Source organism: Brevibacillus sp. FSL K6-2834 (genome assembly GCF_038592925.1).
GTDB lineage: Bacteria > Bacillota > Bacilli > Brevibacillales > Brevibacillaceae > Brevibacillus > Brevibacillus borstelensis.
Map to the genome: position 1 here is coordinate 2,869,242 of NZ_CP151945.1, position 16,461 is coordinate 2,885,702.

Sequence of the window (16,461 nt, forward strand, 5' to 3'; positions counted from 1 at the left end):
TAGTGTGACAACAAAAGCATTCTCCTGACTCGATCAAGGAGGGGATTGGCATGGGTGTAGAATTGTTCTGGCTGCACGGCGTATATGTCCTGTTTGTCCTCATCATTATCGCGGCGATGGTGATGAGACGAGACACAAGTCTGTTGTGCATGATCGGGATCGCCGTTCTCGGACTCACTGCTACGGGCTCTGTCACAACAGCGGTTGGCGGACTGTTTGGCAGCTTTATTTATGCCATCACAGAGCTGTTGCCGACGATACTGGTCATATCCATTATCGTTGCGATGAGCCAGGTCTTATCCGAGACGGGGATTAATGAGACGATGATCAAGCCCGTCTCTTCGCTCATCCGCACACCTGCGCTGGCGTTTTGGGTGATCGGGCTTGTGATGATGGCCATTTCCTGGTTTTTCTGGCCTTCCCCTGCCGTTGCGCTGGTCGGAGCCGTCCTCCTCCCAGCAGCTATCCGCGTAGGTCTTCCCGCGATTGGTGTCGCAGTCGCGATGAACCTGTTCGGCCACGGTATTGCCTTGTCTGGCGATTTTATTATTCAGGGCGCGCCCACTCTGACAGCCAAAGCGGCCGGCCTCCCGGTTGCAGATGTCATTTCGGCGAGTGTTCCTCTCGTAATCGTCATGGGAGTGGTTACGACAGTCGCGGCATTTTGGTACTTGAGGAAAGACATGAAGAACGGACTTGCCGTCGAACCATTGAAAGAGTTTGAAGATTCTGACTCAGACGAAAAAAGCGCCTCCACACTGCTTGCTTCTGGCCTGCGTGGTTGGCTGGCTGCCGCAGTTATTCTGCTATTCCTCCTCGATGTATGTGCAATGTTCATGCTCCAACTAAAAGGCGGGGATGCCACTGCGCTCGTCGGAGGAACTGCTCTGTTTATTCTCGTTGCTGTCACACTGATCGCTCACAAACAGTCTGGTCTGGAAAAAGTCACGAGTCACCTCATCCACGGCTTTCAGTTTGGTTTTAAAGTATTTGGTCCGGTCATCCCGATTGCTGCCTTCTTTTATATGGGTGACAGCGGTTTTGTGCAGGTCTTTGGCGAAACGCTTCCTGCCGGGTCGCAGGGGATTGTAAACGACTTGGGGGTTGCCTTGGCTCATACGATTCCTTTAAGCAAGGAAGTGGCGGCGCTTGCCCTGACGGCCATCGGGGTCATTACAGGTCTGGATGGTTCGGGTTTCTCCGGAATTACCCTCGCAGGTTCGCTAGCCCAACTATTTGCCACTGCTCTGGGAACGGGAGCCGCTACTTTGACGGCACTCGGGCAAATCTCCGCTATTTGGGTCGGGGGCGGCACGATTATACCGTGGGCGCTGATTCCCGCTGCAGCCATTTGCCGCGTCGATCCGTTCGAGCTGGCCAGACGCAATCTTTATCCCGTGGTGATCGGTCTTTTGGTAACCACACTGGTCGCAATGTTCCTTATCTGAAAAGGATAGCCTCTTACAAAGAAAATCCTCCGCCCATGACCGCAAAATCATGTCGGAAGGATTTTTTTGCGTTTATTCTGATTTTGACCAAGCCTCCATAAAATGGTAGAAGCAAGCTGGAGGAAAGGTCGGGCCTCACTTATGAAACTATGGATCAAAAGTGTACAGGTGGCTGCCACCTACATCGGAACGATAGTCGGAGCTGGCTTTGCCAGCGGTCAGGAAATCGTTGCTTTTTTTACCTCTTACGGGGGGGCAGGCACCTGGGCCATCTGGGTATCGACTGGCCTGTTCATGTGGCTGGCTTACCGGATGATGCTCCTTGCCCAACAACTTGGTACACCTTCATACGAATCCTTTAATCGGTTGCTATTCGGTTCCATTCCAGGACGAATCATGAATGTATTGGTATTTCTGACTTTGCTCGGCGTGACCACTGTGATGCTCGCCGGCGCTGGTTCGGTGCTGGAACAGCAATTCAGTTTACCCTATACCTTCGGGATTATCATCACAGCCATCGCAGCTTTTCTACTCCTCCGAAAAGGGTTGGAGCGGCTGCTCGCGATCAACTCCATTGTCGTGCCCACCATGCTGCTCTTTTCCTTCCTGATCCTGATCGATGGCGACGTAGCATCACCGCTCCCCTTCCCACCGCCGGATTCCCTCGAATTTTTGTGGCAGGCAGTCCTGTACGTCTCCTTTAATCTGGCGATGGCCCAAGCCGTACTCATTCCGATCGGTTACTCCATCAGGGAGCGCGCCGTCTTAAAGCGAGCTGGCATCATAGGCGGCTGCGGTCTTGGGTTCATGATGCTAAGCTCTCATATCGCCATGCTCGCCAACTGGGAACAGATACGCCATCTGGAAGTACCGATCATCTTCATCACCGGGCAGTGGAATGACTGGCTGCAGCTGTTCTTTGTTTTCGTCCTTTACTCGGAAATATTTACGACCCTCATCTCTAACGTCTTCGGGATCGGGCAGCAAGTACGGGAGCTCGTGAACATTCCGGAAACGAGAGTCTATCTTGCTTTATTTACCGTAAGCTTTCTGCTTTGCTTTATCGGTTATTCCGATTTGCTGCTGTTTCTTTATCCGCTCTTTGGGTACCTGGGGCTGGCTACCTTTGTAAAACTGGTTTTGACAAGAGCTGCAAAAACGAAGAGACCTAGACAAAATTAGAACAAACGAACCAAAAAGGAAAATCCACGGAGTATCCTGTGGATTTTGCAATATACAGGAAAGGGCGCTTGCACCATCGACTACGGTATACATACCCGTAGTCATGCAGATGAAATGTATTGTTTTGGCATTGGGGGGTAGTCCGTTGTTTTTAATCAGGTACCGCAATAGGTTCTGTACGGGCGGTTTGATTCAGCCGGCAGTGTGCAGTATTCATCCTGCTCAGGCGAATGCTCATAGGGCTTCGAAAGAACCTCAAGCAACCGATGCATTACACTGTAGTCCCCGTCGTTGACCGCAGCTTCCAGTGCTTCTTCTACCCGGTGATTGCGTGGAATGACAGCCGGATTGCTGCTGCGCATCAACTGCTGTGCGGCTGCTTTCGATTCCTTCTGCCTGCCAAGTCTCGCCTGCCACTGCTCATGCCACTGTGCAAACTCCGGGGTGCCGTTCATCGGTGTGTCCTCCGGCTTGTCAAAAGTCAATGCACGGAAGGTATTGGTATAGTCCGCGCGATAATTTCGCATCATACGGAGGAGGTCTTCAATAAGGGCTTCATCTTGTTCTTCTGCGTTGCTTATTCCCAGCTTTGCTCTCATTCCCGTAAGCCAATTGTGGTAATACAGCTTCGAAAATGTTGAAAGTTCATTTTGGGCTAGTTCGATCGCCTGCTTTTCGTCGTCATGCAGCAGCGGCAATAGAGCTTCGGCAAATCTCGCGAGATTCCACCCGCCGATATACGGCTGATTGCCATAGGCGTAGCGGCCCTGGGTATCAATCGAGCTGAATACCGTCGCCGGGTCGTACGTATCCATAAAGGCGCAAGGGCCGTAATCGATCGTTTCCCCGCTGATGGTCATGTTGTCGGTGTTCATGACGCCGTGGATAAAGCCGACTAGCTGCCATTTTGAAATGAGCTCCGCCTGACGCCTGATCACTTCATGAAGCAGCGACAGATAGCGATTTTCACTGTTTTCAATGTCCGGATAGTGCCGCTTTATCGCATAGTCAGCCAGAGCCCGGAGCTCCTCGGCTGTCCCCCAGTTTGCTGCGTACTGAAAGGTACCGACCCGCAAATGACTGGCGGCCACGCGCGTGAGAATCGCACCGGGCAGGTCAGTCTCACGGATAACGGACTCACCGGTCGTCACTACTGCCAGACTGCGGGTCGTTGCAATCCCGAGAGCGTGCATGGCTTCGCTGATGATGTATTCGCGCAGCATCGGTCCGAGTGCCGCCCGGCCATCTCCGCCTCGGGAATACGGTGTTCTGCCTGAGCCTTTGAGCTGGATATCTACCCTTTCGCCTTCAGGAGTAATTTGCTCGCCGAGCAGCAGTGCCCGGCCGTCCCCGAGCATGTTGAAATGTCCAAATTGATGCCCCGCATAAGCTTGAGCGAGCGGGGAAGCGCCCTCGGGAATCCGGTTTCCGGCAAACGCCGAAACGCCATCTTCACTGCGCAGCGCTTGAGTGTTCAATCCCAAGGATGATGCCAGGGACTCGTTGAGAATGATGAGCTTCGGTGCCCGTACAGGAGTGGGACCTTGGCTGGAAAAAAATAATTCCGGCAGACGTGCGTAACTGTTGTCAAAGTTCCATCCTGCTTCTGTGCTTGCTGTTTCCTTTGTCATCTTGGCTCCTTTTTCTTCCTGTTTTTCTTCATTGGAATTGTATCCTATTTATCGTTATCTATGTTCCAGACATTGCAAAGTCATCCCTTTTTAGTGTCCGCTTCCGCCCTTTTATTATACCTGTTCCCCTCGTAGGTGGCCCCTTTGAACAGCGAACGAAGACGTGCTTTCACTAGCCTGTTTCGCATTGTCTGGAAGTTTGTCTAGTCTGTCAAATATTGATGCCAGATCTCTTCTTCTTCGTCTGTCATTTCCCCGATCATCGTGGAAAAGTCGATTTTTCGGTCAAAACAATCCTTTAATCGTGCGAATTGCTGGAAGGAAGCCGTTATTTTCCTCAAAGAGGCCGACCGGGCCAGCTCCTCCAGCTTCCCGATATCGGGACAACCGTTCAGCTCCAGGGACTGAAGTTTAGTAAGCCCGGCCAAGACTGAAACATCCCCAATCGTCGAATCCTTTATCACTATTTTTTGAAGCCTGCGGCAATTTCCCAGAAACGCAAGACCTGGCAAAGAAACCCCTTCCAGCTGAAGCGTTTGCAAGTTTACCAGTTGTCCGATCGCGTTCAAATCGCTCTCGCTTACTTGACCGAGTCCAGCAAGGGTCAGCTCTGTAAGCTGAGTGAGCGCCGACAGACTTCGAAGCTGCTCCGCATCCGGCTCGCTAACTTCCAACATACGCAAACCCTTGATCGATGATAACGGTGAAAAATCACGAATAGGTGTATGCTGAATATCCAGGTTTGTCAATTTTGGCAAGCAGCCAAGAGGGGTTACATCCGTGACGGCCGTACCGGAAAGATTCAGTTCCTGCAAATACTCCAAACCTCGCAATGGCCGCAGATCCGATACCGGATTTTTCACCAAATACAATCTTTTCAGATGCTTGCAGCCGCTCAATGGCTCAATCGAACGAATTTCGTTTCCGCTAAGAATCAGTTCGCGCACTTCACTGCAAGAACCAAGCGGAGCGATATCAGTAAGTCCCTGCTGTATAAAAAGCAGCTTTTTCCTGCGAAGAAAAGCCTCTGGTGAACTGCTTGACTCGAGTATCCTTTTCTTCCATTCGTCGTCGAGGCCTTCAAACCACACGTCTGCGTCTGGTACTTCTGAAGCTGCGCGGAATGGTTCGAGAACGGGCAAATTCATCCCGCGAATGGCATCGAGAAAGTGTACCTCTCCCTCCCGGCCAAAGCTCCAGGAGGTGTAGTCTTCCTCTTGATCGACACTGTAATTTCCCTCGCGTGCCGTATCTCGGATACATTGCAGGAAATCGGTGAGACGACGAGCTACCACATACTTGACCTCTTCGTCGCGGCCGAAATTGATTACTTGGCCGCTTACACCTTTCTCGTCCGGATCCAGATCGATCCCTAAATGATTGCCGCCCCAGTCTTTGCTGATCGGCAGCCAATAGCGGTTTATGTATCTTTCTTTGATCCAAGCGGCGGGAACGGAATAATGCCCGCCTTCCATGGCGTACTCTTCCTCCAATTCCGCCCATACTCTCCATTCTGCGAGCATGTCTTCCAGCGAAAGAAACGGAAGGCCAAAAAAGAAGCCGGGGCCATCCTCGCTTTGCCCATTGTGTATCTGGTAAAGCTCCCGCAGTTCAGCAGGAAGGGAAAAACCCAGTTCCTCCTCGGCCTTGCGAAGCTCCTCCTCTGTTGCAGGGGGATTAAAGGATGCGGCTAGACCAGGCAAATCGAATCGCAGCTGCTCTATGATTTCCTCTAGCAATTGTCGCATGTGCAAACGTCTCCTTCGCGCCATTTTAGCGATTCTCATTCTTTTTGTAGCTCCAAACAGATCATCTGGCACCGAGGTAAAATCTCAACCTCTGCTTTTCTTTACCATTATAGTAGATTCACGCGGCCATTCCACCTGTTGGATGTTAATTTATGCCAAATCCATCTACTGTTCGCCTGGAAACGGGAGGTCTTTGATGATCCTGTTATGAGAAAAGTATCAATACGCTGCTCAGGGCAAGTCTCCGGTACGATTTACCTCTCGTACTTACGAGCGAGTTCCAGCAAGGCTTTCTTGGCATCACCAGGAAACAAGCCTCCATGATAGCAGATGAGCCGCTCAATGTCGCAGGAAAGCAATCGATGCACGGACCGAACAGCCTCGTCCAGGTCCAAAGCATACTGCGGATTTGCGATATTCAGCTTGCCTTCTTCCATTACGACTGCATCTCCCGCGATCAGCGTTTTGCTGGAAGAAAGGTACAACGAAATATGGCCTGGCATATGCCCTGGTGTGTGGACGATGTCAATGCCGCCGCACCAAGGCAGCCTCTCATCATTGGAAACGGCTCTTTCTACTGAAACGGTTTCAATAGAAGCAAGGAACTGAATAAACTGTTCAGCTTGCGGCTTTGCTTCATCCGGCAACGCATCGTAGGTCGATTCCGCCTGTTCAAGCCGCAACGATTTTTTCGTACCCTCGATGTAGGGAACCTCCCGTTCGTGGGCAATGACTTCGATCTGGGGGTACTTCCGTTTCAGCTCTGCCAGCGAACCGATATGATCCATATCGTGATGTGTCACGATGACTTTGGTGAGCAAATCGAATGCGATGCCATTCTGGAGAGCCGCTTTTTCAAGAAGCGGGATAAAATTCGGATAGCCGCAATCGACGAGAATAAGATCCTGCTCATCTTGAAGAAGAACAGGCGTGATGCTCTGTTTATGTCCATCGTACTCGAACTCGATGTGGAGCAAATGACAGTGATTCATTATCCACATCTCCTTTCTCTTGGCTATAAGATGATTAGGATCTTCGAGCCGAAATCAGCAAAAACATAGGGCGATGAAGCTCCTCTTCCCACTCAGGATGGGAGGCAACTTGTTCACTGGAGGGTCCCCACTCTACTACACGGGTTATTGTAAAACCAAGCCCAATCAGCATGTTCAAATATGTGCCTATCGTCCGATGCTGCTTGACCACTCCTTCGACCAGCCAATTGGTTTTCCGTACACCCTCATATTGATAGTTGTCGACTGGCCACGTCTTGTAACCGTCAGGATGCTTGATCCACCCAGGCCCGCTAGAAGCCGTATAAATCGGATGTTCTACTGAACATACCAGACTCCCCCCTGGTTTGAGAGATGCGTACGCTTCCTTTAACAAGCCCTGCACGTTTTCGATATAGTGAAATGCCAGCGAACTGTACACCAGATCATATGAGTCTCGCTTTAATTCAAGGCTCTCCATGTCTGCCCGCAGATAGGCAATCTGGGAATCCTGCGTTTCCCGTTTCGCTCTGGTCAGCATGTTCTCAGAAATGTCGATCCCGACTACACTTGAGGCGCCATTTTCTTTGGCCCAGCGGCAGAACCAGCCGAACCCGCATCCCAAATCAAGAACATGGGCACCGTGCAAATCCGGGAGCATGGACTGCAGTGTCGGCCATTCCGGTGCACCATCCAGCCCGCTTATGGAACGTCTCAATTGACTGTACCCTTTGAAAAATTCCTCATTGTCATAGATGTTTTGAGTCATGACTCTCGCTCCTCTGTTTGCAGCATCATTTGTCTCCCACCCTACCATCTCTATTCATGCTTCTCAAGCGCATGCATGCACCCGAATCAAACAGAATCATTTCAATAAGAAAAAGCGATATTTGAAGTATCTCGATGGATCACATCAAATATCGCTCCCTTTTACACGCGCTTCTTTTCTTCCCGGATAATTCTGCGGATCGATTGCTCCGTCAGATAATGTCGCTGAGATAACTCCGCAATGGAATCGCCTTGCAAGAAGCTTTTATAGATGTTTTGATTTCGGATTTTGAGCTGAGCACGAACTCCGGTCAGCTCGCCCCACGCCTTGCGTTTTTCAGCTTTTCTGGGAATATACACATACGCGCCGTCAATGTATTGTTGAATGCATTCGATCACGTGCTTTGGCAAAATATTTTTTGCTTTTTCGTGCTTCATTCTCGCCGCTCCTATCTACAGATTTGTGTAAATAGTGAGCAAAGCCTGCACAAGATATATCAGCCTATATGGTTTGGAAGGCGGCTCCGAACAAAAGCATTGTTATATCTCCGTGCTGGTTTGCCCGGAGCCCGACGCATCCACTTAAACGGTTGTACTTCTTTCAAGTGACATGTGTGTTCACCTCGCCTCAAAAACTTGTAAACCATCTACAACCATTATAGCGAATTATCGCTCCAGAACCAGACATCATCTTCCTCTAACATGAAATCCGACGCCGGGTGAATGTCCATAACAGTAGAGCCATTATGCTGACTGTTGCCCCAAGCAGGCATACGCCACTCCAGCCCGCATAGGCGTACATGCTGGTCGAAGCAATCGAACCGGACGCGCTTCCGATGGAATAAAAAACCATGTAGCCGGCGGTCAGGCGGCTGCGCGCTTCGGGGCGTACGGTAAAGAGAATGCTCTGATTGGTCACATGGACGGCCTGCACCGCCAAATCCAGGATAACCACGCCAACAATCAAAACAGGCAGCGAGTTTTCAGCATAGGAGATCGGGAGCCAGGACACGATCAGCAATGTGAGCGCGATACCGGTGGACCACTCTCCGAAGCCTCGATCCGCGAGCCGGCCTGCTCTGGCTGCTGCCAATGCTCCAGCAACGCCGGCAAAGCCGAAGGCCCCGATGGCGGTATGGGATAGCGAAAGCGGCGGCGAGCTAAGCGGCAAGACGAGTGAAGTCCATAATATGCTGAATGCAGCAAAAATCAACAAGGCAAATGCAGCGCGAATCCGCAGAATTCTTTCCTGGACGAATAGGTCAATAACGGAGCCCAGCAGCTGCGAGTATGTCATCGACGTTTTTTCGCGTTCTTCGCGAGGCAGCACTATGACCAAAGCGGCGACCATGAGCAGCATCATTGCTGCAGAGACGAGATAAACTGAGCGCCAGCCGGCAATGTCGGTCAAAATGCCTGCAAATGTTCTCGCCAGCAATATGCCAATGACCACCCCGCTCGTCACCAGGCCGACAATTCGCCCCCGTTCGGATGGGGCAGCCAAAATTGAAGCATATGCGACAAGCGTCTGGGTCACAACGGCCAAAAAGCCGATTACAGCCATGCCTGCCAACAGGATCGAAGCTGCAGGAGCAGTACCTACTACGGTTAGCGCAAGTACGGACAAAAGCATGTGGCACAGAATCAGTCGGCGTCTGTTCAACAAGTCTCCAAGCGGCACCAGTAAAAAAAGCCCCAATGCATAACAAAGTTGGGTAACGGTAATCACAATGCCAATCGATGAATGACGAAGTCCGAACTCCCGAGCCAAAGAGTCGAGCAGCGGTTGAGCGAAATAGATACTGGCTACAGCCATCCCGCAGGCGGCCGCGAACAGCAGTGCAACAGAGCGAGACATCGATCTGACCGGTATACAAGAGGCAGTAGCGGACTCCGGTTGCCCCCTGTCCGCAATGGCTCCGTCCTTTTGATCGACAACGACTTCTGTTTTTTGGGAAAGCCCCTCTCCACTCAAGCTACAACCCTCCAGTTTCATAGCGAAGCAAAATTTTATACTGATCGGTACATAATTACCCTTTCCCATTTATACAGCTCGCGAACTTCATATGTCAACAAAATTCCCTTCTCGATTTGACACAATGCTGGCAGAAATATAAAATCATATCATACCGTTCGATATAAAAAGGGGTTGTTGTGATGGCTCGCTCACGAGAATTCGATGTGGAAAAAGCATTGGACGCAGCCATGCATGTATTTTGGAAAAAGGGATACGAAGCGACTTCACTCAGCGATTTGACGGCTGAAATGGGCATCCAACGGCCAAGCATCTATTCAGCTTTCGGGGACAAAAAAGAGTTGTTCGAAGCAGCGCTGAGGAAATATACACGATTCCACGCTTCCCGTGTCCGGGCGGCACTCCAAAAACATCCGTCTGTGAAAGACGCGTTTCGGTCTTTTTTTGAAAGCTTGACCGCTGAGGACTATGACCAAAATCCGGCCCGGGGATGCTTCTGCATCAACACAATGGTCGAGCTTGCACCACACGATGAGAAGTTTGAAGTTCTTACGAGGGAGCATCAGATGTATCTTTCGGCGATTTTTCAGGAAACGCTTGAACGAGGGATACAAACGGGAGAACTGAAGACAGTCAAGAATGCAAAAGCTCTTGCGCAAACGCTTGTCGTGTCGGTCATCGGGCTCACCGTCATGATGAAATCTCGCCCGGACCGCTCCTTTATCAATCATGCCGTAGAGGTTACCCTCTCATTGATCAAATAGCCTGTTTGGAGACGAGCGTTACTTAAACCTCCTCGTTTCGCAAAAAAGCTCCTTCCGCTATTAATATGGCGTTACTCTCATAGTGGAATGATCCCTCCTGAACGATGTGGAATCTCGCAATACTTAGCTGGATTCCAGTCTATGTTTGGTGTGCATCCGGTTTCAGGTGAAAAATATGATGGAAGCAGATGGAAGCACCTTATATAATAGGACTATTACGGCGAGCGAGCTCTCATTTTTTATCCGGAGCAGGATTTGCTGAAAGGACGCTTCGACCGTACATACTCCCTGTATGCAAGCTGAGGGCAAAAGAAACAACGCGGAACCGGGTTACAATCAACGCTTCGGCCAAGGAGGAAAAAATGGAAAAGAAGGATATTCTGGATCAGGAGAAAGACTTTGGGTTTGCACGGGTTTATGGGGTTGAACTGAAATACAGGCAGCAGCCAAAACTGGATCGGGCGCTCCTCTATGAAAAAATGAATCTCTACACGGGCAAAATCGAACAGCCGGACCGGGAAAAAACAGATGACCCTGCCCTTGCTGTTTGGGAAGCCAACGAAGCCGATAAGGAGCTGCTGATGCACTTCTTCCATTTAAACTACATGGTACAGTACGCGGAAGGAGAAATGCCCGCTCAGACCAGCTTACTGAATTTCGAGAGCCGGCCTGCGGCAGAATACGAGACCGCGATTCAGCAGTCCTGGCATTGGCAAGAAGCAGCTCAAACGCTAAACGAATGCAACTATTCACTCCTTTTGGTCGATATGATGGCATCCGGGCTGGAGCCTCAAGCAAGATTGCAGCTTTTCACCGGCGCCCTTCGAGCGGTACTGGAAGCAGCTCCTTGCGATGCGATCTACTTTCGGGCGAGCGACAAGCTTGTAGAGCCCCAGGCTTATTTGGCTGCCATCGAAGAAGGTGCCATCTTATATGGAGCTATGAATATACGCTTTTATAACGTGCAAGGGACGGGAAGCGGTCGGGCGGAAGGCCTGATGGACTCGATCGGTCTCGCTGCACTTGGCATTCCCGATGTTCAGTGCCATTTTTATGATCTCGACCCTTCTGAGGTTGCCGATCATTTAATGAATATTGGCTATTATTTGTTTCACCAGGGAGACGTGATCGCTGACGGGGAAACTGTCGGTTTCAGCGAAGATATGCGTTGGCGCTGCGAGCACCAATATGCGCTCGCGGCCCCACATCGCGTCGTTATCGATATCGATCCGGGAGAACCTTATTATGCTGGAAGGCAGGGGTACACCGAAGCAGATCGTTAATCACGGCTGATTGAGGACATAAGGATTGTCCTGTGAAAGCGGCATGACAAGCGTTTTGGCAGAAGCGGAAGCTTGCCGGAAACTGGTGGTTTGAAAACAGGGCAGCAATGGCTCCAGAAAAATGGAGTGAAAACCCGCAATCCATGGGGTTTCACTCCGCCTGTCGCCGACTCATTTTCTATTCCTTTACTAATCCTCCTCTCAAATTGCGAACACCAAACTCCAAATACCCTTTCAGACAGGTCAGCATAAATACCCACCCTTCTTTGTTGTCCACCAATTTGCTTATCAGCTCTTCATCATTCTCATTAAAGCCTTCTTCGTTTACTTCAATAATCGTACTGGAATGATCCAACTCTGTCAGGGTAATGGCAACCACGTGTTCCTCTTCGGGGGGCCCCTATTTGAACACGATTTTTTTATCGACCTCCACTTCGATTACGTGAATCTCCGCTGTTGCATCATAAAGATCGTATTTCAGTGTGATCGTCTTGCCTTGTTCCCATCTTTCAGAGCTTGACGAAAACCAGAAATTCCCGATTTTCAAAGGGTCTACGAATGCCTCAAACACTTCTTTAGCCGGTTTTTCTATCTTGAATTTTGTCAGGTTGTTCATACCTCGCATCAGCTCTCTTTTCTGGTTAAGTGGACCTTCCTAGCGAAAAATCGACAGAGAATGTCTGTTCACCTATGCGTGCACTACTATTATGTACATGTTTATCCTAAAAACCCGTTCATAGATCCGGATCGTAAAGCCGCGTTTCTGACATATGCAGCGATAGTAGTTGATGAGTTCTACCTTGAGAATATAAACGCTTTGCCATCCGCGTTGCATATTTGCGTCCCATTCGGCAGCTCAGCATAAGGCTGTTCCCAGTGCACATGCCCGCAGAACACCAGCGTGCTCTCTCCAGCCTCCAATACCGTCCGTATACCGGCATGTCCCAACTGGCCGGAGTTCACTCCTTCGGGCCCCTGGTGAAGCAACAGCACATCGGGCTTTTTCCGTAAAATCTGGTTCAGCGCAAGCAAATACCCTGGTTCCCCGGCATTGCCGTTACATAAGGAATCCGGTCAGCAGGTTCCCATTCGATTTGTTTGATTCTCATGCTTGCATCACCACATCTCTCAGTTTGATCTCTATCGTACCTGAAGACATCGTGAAACGCACTCCCCCACAGGTTGGGATTCATAATTACGCCTTCTTGGAATATAGCAATGGCAGAGTCAGCGTGACAGATATCGCACCGGAATTCCTTTCGCCGACCGCAAATGGCTCCCATCGCTCACCTGCCCCCGGATTCGCAAATTTCAGGTACAGGAAGGCGAAGTAGTTCACTCTATCCTCACACATATCGATGAGACCAAAAAACAGGAGCTTCTGAAGCAGATTGCCCTTTATATTGAAACCAGGCCCGAATCGGGAGCGTGGCCTACCGAGCCTTTGATATCTTGACATACGCAGCGGCCCTTATAGAACACTCTTGTGCACTTATACCGAGCGATATTGCCCGTCTTGGCGTGTTGGCACGTACTTGGCCTTCATCAGTCAATAGCACAGTTACGTATTTCCTCCATTGCCTCTTTCACATTTCTCTCCGGATTCAGTGTGCGGATCATTTCTTCAGTGAGGGGAGCACCGCATTCCCGTTTTCTTGTTCGAAGAAACAATCTTTTTGAGCGTTCACTGTTTTTCGGAAATACTAGCTCTTTGTTTCATACACGATGCTTGCCAGAAAAGCGGAAGGCAGCACTTCCCCGCCAGCGTCGTATGCAGACTCAACGAACACCTCCAGCTTTTCCTCCGAGGAGATCTCTGCCTCCCCTATCGTGACGTTGTGTTTCATCCTTGGCCCGACTCCTTTGCCTTGCGATTTCGCTTGGGTTATAACCGAACGTTTTGCGGAACAGGGAAGCAAAATGGCTTATATTGTGATAACCGACCATCATAGCTGCCTCGCTGACATTGGCCTTTCCTTGCTCCAGCAATTTACGGGCTTCACTCATTCGCAGGCCTCGGACATAGCCGAAGACCGTTGTGCCGAACAATTGCTTAAAGCCGAGCTTGAGCTTGTAGTCGTTAAGGCCGACGAGTCTGGCCAGCTCAAGCAAACCGGGAGGCTCTCTCCACGTGCGTGACAAAATCTCTCTCGCATAATGAAGGCACTGGATATCACCTGTATTCAGCTTGGATTCCGCACGAACCCGTTTTTCCACTTTTTCCGCCGCATCCAAATGATGGACCAGGAGCTCATACGCTTTTCCTTCGAGGAACATCCTTTGGAGCTTGCCGGAATAAGGGCACTGTTTGATTTGCTCGGCGATAAGCGAAAGATGGGGCGAGCCGGCGGTTTGCCTGCAAAAGGATGGTTTCTCCGATATCCGGGAAAGTTCGGGCAGCAGTTCGCGGAAATACCGAACGTCGACCCGAAGTTCCAGATGCACGGACCTCTCCACGGGAAGCAGTTCGAAACGCAGCTTCGAATCTTGAATATAGATGAGATGGGAAACGCCAGGTGCCAAACAATACCCCCGGGATGAGCCAGCCGTTTCCCAGAAACCTTGACCTGAAAGCGTATAACCGATTTCCAGGTGAGGATAACGGACCCCGACGTCCAACGTCACAGGCTCGTGAATGCTTCCCTCATACAAATTGATCTCCATGCCTGTTCGGAGCAAAATCCGCTGCAATTGAGCAGCCCCTCCCAATATCGGAATGGATTGAAAGTGCTGTTCAGGCTGAGGAGAGACGGTGACATCGCTTAGCTCCTCGATCATGCACCCCAAGTCATGGGTATCCAGTTGAAGCTTCAAACCAGCTCCCTCCCTCCCCTGTTTGATAAAATGACCATACGAGCGGTTCCCCCTTGGAGGAGAAGAAGTTTCCACGGGAAACAAGCAAACTTATTATTCACAGTTTAAATAATAATGAAAATCATTGTCAACAAAGATTGTAAAAAGCGGCTGCAGCGACCTTTGCAGTGTATCGTACCTTCCAAATATTTATGGCAAGAATCCAACCATTATCTTCGCCAAACTTATGCCTATGCGCCGTTAGAAGATTTGAAGATGGGAATCTATCAATCGGGTGCAATCATTCGGGTACTGGCAAAACATCGATACAAAGTGTTTCTCCTGTATTTTTGGTTCAATCCTAGAGGACCTATTACCAATTATTGGGTATTCACCGAACACAAAAAAGCCACCAAAAGGAAACATGGTGGCTGAGTATCGATTTTTGCTGTCAGGATGTCCGCTCAAACCGCAAAGCAAAAAGACTCGATGCTATTTGCTTACGTCCTGATGGGCAGCAGTAGTCTCGATTGCCGCCCCTGTCTGCGTTCGGACAGCAAGCAGCGTAACAGCCATAATGATGACGAATAGGGCCACAAAGACGAAAGGCAGATGTTTGTCTAGCTGGTAAAGGCTCGTGCTGAGAATAGGGGCGATCACAGCAGATATACCCTGAACTGCTCCCACAAGCCCTGCTACTCCCCCCTGCTGCTCGTGGGAAACTGCAAGCGATGCTCCCGTCATAAATCCCGGCATCATCAGCCCGGCCCCAATCCCGAACAGGAAAAACGCTGCGTAATAACCTGCCATGCTGATGACGAACAAAAAAAGCGCCATGCTGCTCACCAGAAGCAGCGAGCCAGCCAGGATCAGCGGCTTGGGCTGCCATTTCGGGTTTTTCATTTGTAAGCCTTGCGTAACAATCATCGCAACACCGCTGAGCATCAGTCCCATGGAGATCATTCGTGCGGTTTCCCGGGTAGACAGGGATAATTGATCCTGGAAATAAAAGCCGCCGACGACTTGCAAGGTGATAATGCTGAGCATCGTAGCCAATCCGGCAAACAAATACAGGCGGACGCCTTTTTGAAACGGTTTCACCTTCTTCGGCTTTTCCCGAATCACTGGTTTTTGAGCCGGGATCATCAGCAGGACTACGCCAAATGCCACCAAAGGCAACAGCGAACCGATATAGAGCGGCCAGATCAGATCGATGAGTGCAAAAGCACCGGCAATCGCCGGACCAAGTACCAGTCCCATTCCATTAGCTGCCCCGATTACAGCCATTCCCGCCGAACGGCCTTTTTCATCCGTGATATCAGCCATATACGCTTGCGCCGACGACGGAACAGCAGGAATAAACATCCCGACCAGACCTCGTGCCACGATCAGCATCACAACCAAAAAACCGCCGCTGACGAGCCCGGCCAGACCGACATACATCGTCGCTGTGAACAGTACATAGCTTGCCAGCATCCCGAGAAAGCCGATTAATATAACGGGCTTTCTGCCTTTTACATCGCTCCAGTTTCCCCATACCGGAGCCATTGCCGCCATCGCGATAGATCCCAGCGAAATGATCAAGCCTGAGTGAGTCTCGCTCAACCCCAGCCCGCGTATCAACGGAGGCATGACGGGGGCGATGATCATCAAGCCGACCATCGCGACAAAAACGCTAAAGAAAATGCCGAATCGAATTCGCAACATTTGAACATCCTTCTCCTTCCGCAAACAGCCTCTACTCAGCATGTTTGTTTCGATGGTAAGAGAAAAACAGAACAGCTGCTACCTCGATAAGGATTCATTTATGCGGTAAAACGGATTTTTTTAATTTTTTCCGGTAGCCGCCTTGGACCGTCAATTGACAAAACCATTCTCTG

The 16,461-nt window shown here is 50.3% G+C and carries 12 protein-coding genes and 1 pseudogene; 4 read left to right on the forward strand and 9 right to left on the reverse strand.

Annotated elements, in window-relative coordinates:
* Positions 1-50: 50 nt before the first annotated feature.
* Positions 51-1,448, forward strand: coding sequence for a hypothetical protein (locus tag NST96_RS14190; RefSeq protein ID WP_342404143.1), 1,398 nt, complete (start codon positions 51-53; stop codon positions 1,446-1,448).
* A gap of 141 nt (positions 1,449-1,589) precedes the next feature.
* The gene (locus tag NST96_RS14195; RefSeq protein WP_122958842.1) at positions 1,590-2,630 is read left to right on the forward strand and encodes a hypothetical protein; all 1,041 of its coding nucleotides are present in this window, start codon (positions 1,590-1,592) and stop codon (positions 2,628-2,630) included.
* Positions 2,631-2,785: 155 nt separating this feature from the next.
* Here NST96_RS14195 and NST96_RS14200 read toward each other — a convergent pair whose 3' ends face one another.
* The 6 genes from NST96_RS14200 to NST96_RS14225 form a co-directional block, all read right to left on the reverse strand.
* Entirely contained in the window at positions 2,786-4,261 is a 1,476-nt protein-coding gene (locus NST96_RS14200) for a YdiU family protein (protein WP_311068434.1), read from the reverse strand.
* A gap of 203 nt (positions 4,262-4,464) precedes the next feature.
* Positions 4,465-6,009 carry an SMI1/KNR4 family protein gene (locus tag NST96_RS14205; RefSeq protein ID WP_171506830.1) on the reverse strand — a complete coding sequence of 515 codons (1,545 nt, stop codon included), beginning with the start codon at positions 6,007-6,009 and terminating at the stop codon, positions 4,465-4,467.
* A 254-nt stretch (positions 6,010-6,263) separates the two neighbouring features.
* Positions 6,264-7,001 carry an MBL fold metallo-hydrolase gene (locus NST96_RS14210; protein ID WP_024984653.1) on the reverse strand — a complete coding sequence of 246 codons (738 nt, stop codon included), beginning with the start codon at positions 6,999-7,001 and terminating at the stop codon, positions 6,264-6,266.
* A gap of 34 nt (positions 7,002-7,035) precedes the next feature.
* Entirely contained in the window at positions 7,036-7,767 is a 732-nt protein-coding gene (locus NST96_RS14215) for a class I SAM-dependent methyltransferase (protein ID WP_003390427.1), read from the reverse strand.
* Positions 7,768-7,928: 161 nt separating this feature from the next.
* Positions 7,929-8,204, reverse strand: coding sequence for a CD3324 family protein (locus NST96_RS14220; protein ID WP_024984651.1), 276 nt, complete (start codon positions 8,202-8,204; stop codon positions 7,929-7,931).
* A gap of 259 nt (positions 8,205-8,463) precedes the next feature.
* On the reverse strand, positions 8,464-9,624 hold the full coding sequence (locus NST96_RS14225; protein WP_342406539.1) for an MFS transporter: 1,161 nt from the start codon (positions 9,622-9,624) through the stop codon (positions 8,464-8,466).
* Positions 9,625-9,923: 299 nt separating this feature from the next.
* On the opposite strand from NST96_RS14225, the gene NST96_RS14230 reads away from it, so the two are divergent.
* Both NST96_RS14230 and NST96_RS14235 read left to right on the forward strand, forming a co-directional pair.
* The gene (locus NST96_RS14230) at positions 9,924-10,505 is read left to right on the forward strand and encodes a TetR/AcrR family transcriptional regulator (protein ID WP_122958845.1); all 582 of its coding nucleotides are present in this window, start codon (positions 9,924-9,926) and stop codon (positions 10,503-10,505) included.
* Positions 10,506-10,867: 362 nt separating this feature from the next.
* Positions 10,868-11,788, forward strand: coding sequence for a DUF4261 domain-containing protein (locus tag NST96_RS14235; protein WP_003390431.1), 921 nt, complete (start codon positions 10,868-10,870; stop codon positions 11,786-11,788).
* A 178-nt stretch (positions 11,789-11,966) separates the two neighbouring features.
* Here the strand turns inward: NST96_RS14235 and NST96_RS14240 are convergent.
* The 3 genes and pseudogenes from NST96_RS14240 to NST96_RS14250 all read right to left on the reverse strand — a co-directional run bounded on the left by NST96_RS14240 (position 11,967) and on the right by NST96_RS14250 (position 16,288).
* A pseudogene (locus NST96_RS14240) lies at positions 11,967-12,404 on the reverse strand (SRPBCC family protein).
* Positions 12,405-13,567: 1,163 nt separating this feature from the next.
* Positions 13,568-14,602 (reverse strand): AraC family transcriptional regulator, encoded by a 1,035-nt coding sequence (locus NST96_RS14245; protein ID WP_342404144.1) that lies wholly within the window; start codon positions 14,600-14,602, stop codon positions 13,568-13,570.
* A 471-nt stretch (positions 14,603-15,073) separates the two neighbouring features.
* Positions 15,074-16,288, reverse strand: coding sequence for an MFS transporter (locus NST96_RS14250; protein WP_172920249.1), 1,215 nt, complete (start codon positions 16,286-16,288; stop codon positions 15,074-15,076).
* Positions 16,289-16,461: the final 173 nt, after the last annotated feature.